General features: G+C 58.7%; 6 protein-coding genes. 4 read left to right on the top strand and 2 right to left on the bottom strand.

The window, feature by feature from the left end; genetic code table 11:
- The first annotated feature begins 371 nt into the window (after positions 1–371).
- The 4 genes from NW837_RS10545 (at position 372) to NW837_RS10530 (ending at position 2,938) form a co-directional block, all read left to right on the top strand.
- On the top strand, positions 372–857 hold the full coding sequence (locus NW837_RS10545; protein ID WP_414331342.1) for an allophycocyanin: 486 nt from the start codon (positions 372–374) through the stop codon (positions 855–857).
- 63 nt (positions 858–920) lie between these two features.
- Positions 921–1,406 (top strand): allophycocyanin subunit beta, encoded by a 486-nt coding sequence (apcB, locus tag NW837_RS10540; RefSeq protein ID WP_011433054.1) that lies wholly within the window; start codon positions 921–923, stop codon positions 1,404–1,406.
- 166 nt (positions 1,407–1,572) lie between these two features.
- Positions 1,573–1,776, top strand: coding sequence for a phycobilisome linker polypeptide (locus NW837_RS10535; protein ID WP_011433055.1), 204 nt, complete (start codon positions 1,573–1,575; stop codon positions 1,774–1,776).
- Positions 1,777–1,909: 133 nt separating this feature from the next.
- The gene (locus NW837_RS10530) at positions 1,910–2,938 is read left to right on the top strand and encodes an ABC transporter ATP-binding protein (RefSeq protein WP_414331341.1); all 1,029 of its coding nucleotides are present in this window, start codon (positions 1,910–1,912) and stop codon (positions 2,936–2,938) included.
- A 130-nt stretch (positions 2,939–3,068) separates the two neighbouring features.
- Here the strand turns inward: NW837_RS10530 and NW837_RS10525 are convergent, their stop codons facing one another.
- Together NW837_RS10525 and NW837_RS10520 are read right to left on the bottom strand one after the other, a co-directional pair.
- Positions 3,069–4,709, bottom strand: coding sequence for a 2-isopropylmalate synthase (locus NW837_RS10525; protein ID WP_414331339.1), 1,641 nt, complete (start codon positions 4,707–4,709; stop codon positions 3,069–3,071).
- 59 nt (positions 4,710–4,768) lie between these two features.
- A partial coding sequence (locus tag NW837_RS10520) for an arylamine N-acetyltransferase family protein (RefSeq protein ID WP_414331338.1) occupies positions 4,769–5,589 on the bottom strand: 821 nt, incomplete at its 5' end.

The following is a 5,589-nucleotide window of genomic DNA, read 5'->3' as shown; positions in this document are numbered from 1 at the left end:
TTGACGCAACTCTTGTGGGACTATCAGCTTGCAACGCACCGATATAGTCTGGCTCATGGGCTTATTGTAGTTTATCCAGACTTTGGCCGGCAAACCTATATGGATATATGGAGGCGGGCTTTCCTCCCGACACCAAGCCTGCGGCTATGGTGCGGGCCTCCAGCCCGAAAATTTGGTGAGATTGTAGCCCCTCTCTTGCCGGACTTTGGGGAGGGAACTGCCCTGTCGGGGCGGGAATGGGACTGTCCCTTTTCTGGGAGAAATTTTAAGAAGTGTGAAGATCTGAGATGGCAGACGGCAAGCATATCGGAAAATAGCTTGCGGGTATGCTCGTCATACTCTTTAAAAAATCGACTTGAGGATGGATATCCATGAGTGTTGTTACGAAATCGATTGTGAACGCGGACGCGGAGGCCCGCTACCTCAGCCCGGGGGAACTGGATCGGATCAAGTCCTTTGTTGCCTCGGGTGAGAAGCGGTTGCGCATTGCTCAAGTCTTAACCGAGTCTCGTGAGCGCATCGTCAAACAAGCTGCCGACCAGCTCTTCCAGAAGCGCCCTGACATTGTCTCTCCGGGGGGCAATGCCTACGGGGAAGAGATGACGGCGACTTGCCTGCGGGATATGGACTACTACCTGCGCCTGATCACCTATGGTGTCATTGCCGGCGATGTCACCCCAATCGAAGAGATCGGCCTGGTGGGTGTTCGCGAGATGTACAACTCTTTGGGCACACCCATTCCGGCGGTGGCCGAGAGCATTCGTCAAATGAAGCAGGTGGCCATGGGTCTGCTCTCTCCTGACGATGCGGCTGAAGCCGGCTACTACTTCGACTTTGTGGTGGGGGCAATGAGCTAATCCCTCATTGTTTTTGCCGCACAACCCTTTGCTGTTCGTCGATTTGGATTTAGGAAGCTCATCATGCAAGACGCAATTACTGCTGTAATCAACAGCTACGATGTTCAGGGCAAGTATCTGGACAGCTCGGCCATGGAGAAGTTGAAAGCCTTCTTCGCCACAGGCGAGCTGCGGGTGCGGGCGGCTGCCACCATCGCGGCCAATGCCTCCACCATCGTCAAGGATGCTGCTGCCAAGGCGTTGCTGTACTCTGATCTCACCCGTCCTGGCGGCAACATGTACACCACCCGTCGCTATGCCGCTTGCATCCGCGACATGGACTACTACCTGCGCTACGCCACCTACGCCATGCTGGCCGGGGATCCCTCCATTCTGGACGAGCGGGTGCTGAACGGGCTCAAGGAGACCTACAATTCCCTGGGAGTGCCCATTGGGGCAACCATCCAGGCCATCCAAGCCATGAAAGAGGTAACTGCCGCTCTGGTGGGTGCTGAGGCCGGCAAGGAAATGGGGGTGTACTTCGATTACATCTGCTCTGGCCTGAGCTAACTCCCGGCGTCATTGCCTCAGGGGAGGTGCATTCTTCAACGAGCACGGCGGGCGATTTGCCACAGGGATCTGGTGTGCTAACTGAAGTACGCGAGCTTTCTGGGGTGAGTCGCCTGTTTTGCTGGTCAAGATAGCCCATTTTGTTGTTGAGCGGGGATCCCATATCATGCGCATGTTCAAGATCACGGCCTGTGTGCCCAGCCAAACCCGAATTCGCACCCAGCGGGAGCTGCAAAATACCTACTTCACCAAGCTGGTGCCCTATGAGAACTGGTTTCGGGAACAGCAGCGCATCCAGAAATCGGGTGGCCGCATCCTGAAGGTGGAGCTGGCCACGGGTAAGCCTGGGATGGACGTAGGACTGCTGTAGTTCCCCTATTCGTTCGTTGCTTTCCCTCGGATACTGAGAAATAGCCCTCTGCAGATCCGGTATGCCCAGCTCTGGAAGCTCTGTTCTTGGGGTTGGGGTAGCGGATCTGGCCGTTTTGTAGGGGTGGGGGTAGATGTTGCCTGATGTGCCGACCCGGTTGGAGCCAATCATCGCTGCCCACAACCTGAGCAAGGTTTACCCGGTGGCCGTCAAGGATCCCGGAGTGGTTGGCACCCTGCGCCACTTTTTTCGCCGCACCTATCGCCACATCCCGGCAGTGCAGTCCGTGAGCTTTCAAGTTCAGCCGGGGGAGATGGTGGGATTTTTGGGGCCCAACGGGGCGGGCAAGACCACTACCCTCAAGATGTTGACTGGTTTGATCTATCCGTCCAGCGGCACGGTGCAAGTGGTGGGTCATGTGCCTTACCGCCGGGAGCCGGCGTTTTTGCGGCAGATCACCCTGGTGATGGGGCAGAAGCAGCAGCTCATTTGGGATCTGCCGGCAATGGACTCTTTGCGCATCAACGCTGCCGTTTACGAGATCCCTGAGAAGGAGTTTCGGGAGCGGGTGGGGGAGCTGGCAGAGCTGCTCGACCTAGAAAGCAAGCTGAAGCAACCGGTGCGCAAGCTCTCGCTGGGGGAGCGGATGAAGGCGGAGCTGTTGGCGGCTCTGTTGCACCGCCCGCAGATCTTGTTTTTGGACGAGCCCACCTTGGGGTTGGATGTCAACGCCCAGGCCGGCGTGCGGCAATTTCTGCGGGATTACAACCGCCGCTATGGAGCAACGGTGCTGTTGACCAGCCATTACATGGCCGATATTACTGCGCTGTGCCAACGGGTGCTGGTCATCAACGCGGGGCAGCTCATGTACGATGGCGACCTCGAGGCATTGCTGGAGCGCTTTGCCCCCTACCGAGAGGTGAGGTTGAAATTGGCTCGCCCTTGCCCTGTTGCCCAACTGCAGCTCTATGGAGAGGTGCGTACGGACGGGGATCCGGGCAGCTGTGAGGCGCGGCTGTGGGTGCAGCGGGAGCAGCTCACCCAAACGGTGGCCAAGCTCTTGGCAGAGCTGGATGTGCTGGATCTAACGGTAACCGACCCGCCCATCGAGGAAGTGATCGGGCGGGTGTTTGCGGATGGGATCCCTTCGGCCAGCCCATAGGGTCATTTGCAACAGGGTTAGGTTGAGCGTGGGCTCCCTTCTTCCCCAAGAGGAGAGGGGCTGGGGGTGAGGGTCAGCAGCGAAGGATCCCAGCTTTGTTGGAAACGACTGGGATTCCCTAACCCTTCCCTCAGATCTTCTGGGCAGCAGCCTCGCGCTGGTCAGCCGTCGAGCGTGCCGCGTGCAGCGCAGAGTAGAGCTTGTTGAGGGCATTCATGTAGGCTTGGGCCGAAGCGACGATGATGTCGGTGTTGGCGGCATGGCCGGAAAAGATGCGGTCTTCGTGGCGCAGGCGGATGGTGACTTCCCCAATGGCGTCGATGCCGGCAGTAACCGATTGGACAGAAAACTCGATTAACTTGTTGGGGATATTGACAATGCGGTTGATGGCCTTGTACACCGCATCCACCGGGCCTGTGCCCACGGCAGCGTCCACCCGCTCTTCCCCTTCCGGGGTTACCAGCCGCACCGTGGCAGTGGGAGCCTCTCGATTGCCACACACCACTTGGACATGCTCCAGGCGGTAGAGTTCGGGCACCGGGCGAGTTTCGTCGTTAACAATCGCTTCCAGATCCAGGTCGGAGATTTCTTTTTTCTTGTCAGCCAGCTCTTTGAAGCGCAAGAAGGCCTTGTTCAGATCCTGCTCCGACAGCTCGAACCCCAGTTCTTTGAGGCGGGTGCGAAAGGCGTTGCGGCCCGAGTGCTTGCCCAACACCAAGGTGCTCGATTGCAGGCCGATGGTCTGGGCATCCATGATCTCATAGGTCTGGCGGTTCTTCAACATGCCGTCCTGGTGGATGCCGGATTCGTGGGCAAAGGCGTTGGAGCCGACGATAGCCTTGTTGGGCTGCACCAACATGCCGGTGAGGTTGGAGACGAGGCGCGAGGTGCGATAGATCTCCTGAGTTTTGATGTGGGTGAGGGGCTTCTCGGAGTCCACCGGCAGGCCGAAGTAGGGGTTGAAGTAGCTGCGCCGCACATGCAGGGCCATCACCAACTCTTCCAGGGCTGTGTTGCCGGCCCGCTCACCAATGCCGTTGACCGTCACTTCCACCTGACGGGCGCCCTGCTTGATCGCTTCCAAGAAGTTGGCCACCGAAACCCCCAGATCGTCGTGGCCATGCACGGAAAGGATCGCTTGCTTGATGTTGGGCACGTTCTCGCGGATGCCCTTGATCAGTTGGCCGAACTCCTCCGGCATGACGTAGCCGACGGTATCGGGGATGTTGATGGTTGTAGCCCCCGCCCGAATGGCCGCCTCAATCACCTGGTATAGGAACTCTGGGTCAGAGCGGGTGGCGTCCATCATGGAGAACTCCACATCGTCCACGAAGGACTTGGCGTAGGCCACCATCTCCTCGGCAATTTGCAGCACTTCGGCGCGGGTTTTGCGCAACTGATACTTCAAGTGAATGTCTGAGGTGGAGATGAAGGTGTGGATGCGGGGCTTGGCAGCAGGCTTCAGGGCGGCGGCGGCGGCCTCAATGTCCGGCTTGAGGGCACGGGCCAGGCTGCAAATCACAGGGCCATCGGGGGTTCCCACCTGCTCGGCCACCTTCTGCACGGCCTCAAAGTCACCAGGGCTGGCATAGGCAAATCCCGCTTCGATGATATCGACGCCCAGCCGGGCCAACTGCCGGGCAATGGCCAGCTTTTCTTCGGTGTTGAGGGTGGCGCCGGGGCACTGCTCCCCGTCTCGCAGGGTGGTGTCGAAAATGAGTACGTGATCCAAAGCTTGGCCATCAAACGCAGCGACCGCGGCAGCATCCATAACGGTTACTGAGATAACGAAACATTGCCTTACTATTTTGACATTAACTGGCAGGGGTTCTAACCTGGCTCGGGGGAGATTGGGGTGGGCTCTGTTAAATTGCCATTTGGCTTGTTTTCCCTGCGTTCCTCGGCGGCAGAAGGAGATGGAGAAAGGTGGATCCCGAAGGCGCAAGCGAGCAGTTGTTCATACTCTTTCTCGTCCTTGAGAGGGCGTTCCCAGCGGCCTTCTGGGGTGGTCTCGATCCACTTGAAAGAGCCATTGGCGCGGGCGGTGAGGGTGACCCGTCCGGTCGGAGTGGCCAGGGTGCAAAGGCGCAGCCGGGTAAACATCGATTCTGGCGAAGTTTGGTGAAAGTGGCACATGGGCTCGAACTCCTGCAGGGAGCGTGGGATCCGATCCAGAAGAAATAGAGTTTTCCAGGTGCGATCCGGCTGTTCCTGCTGAATGAGCCAATAACGGCAAGCAGTGGGATCCCCTGGCCAAGGGGTGAGGCGGTAGCGTCCTTCAGCCTGGGCTTGAATCCCGGGATCCCCCAGCCGCAACGGCTCGCGAAAGGCCTCCCCATACCCCACATCTGCCAGCCAGGCTTCATCGCCGATGTTCACCTGCACAGCCAAGTGGTCGCACTCAGGTCCAAAGCGGACATCGGACTCCGTCGGAGTAGCGCGAACGGCGCGGCTCACCTGTCCTGAGAGCAGGTGTACCGAAAACCCCATTCCCTGCAAGGCAGCGGCCAGCAGGCTGTTCAGCTCAAAGCAAAAGCCGCCCCGCCGCTCTCGGACGATTTTTTGGAACAAGAAATCCCGCTCCAGGCAAATGGCGCGACCCCGATGAATGTCCAGATTTTCAAACGGCACCCTCAGCAGGTGGGCTCGGT

The sequence above is a fragment of the Synechococcus sp. R6-10 genome, assembly GCF_047461815.1.
Classification (GTDB): domain Bacteria; phylum Cyanobacteriota; class Cyanobacteriia; order Thermostichales; family Thermostichaceae; genus Thermostichus.
Note: the sequence above shows the minus strand (reverse complement) of the source record. Positions and strands in the feature narration are given on the sequence as shown.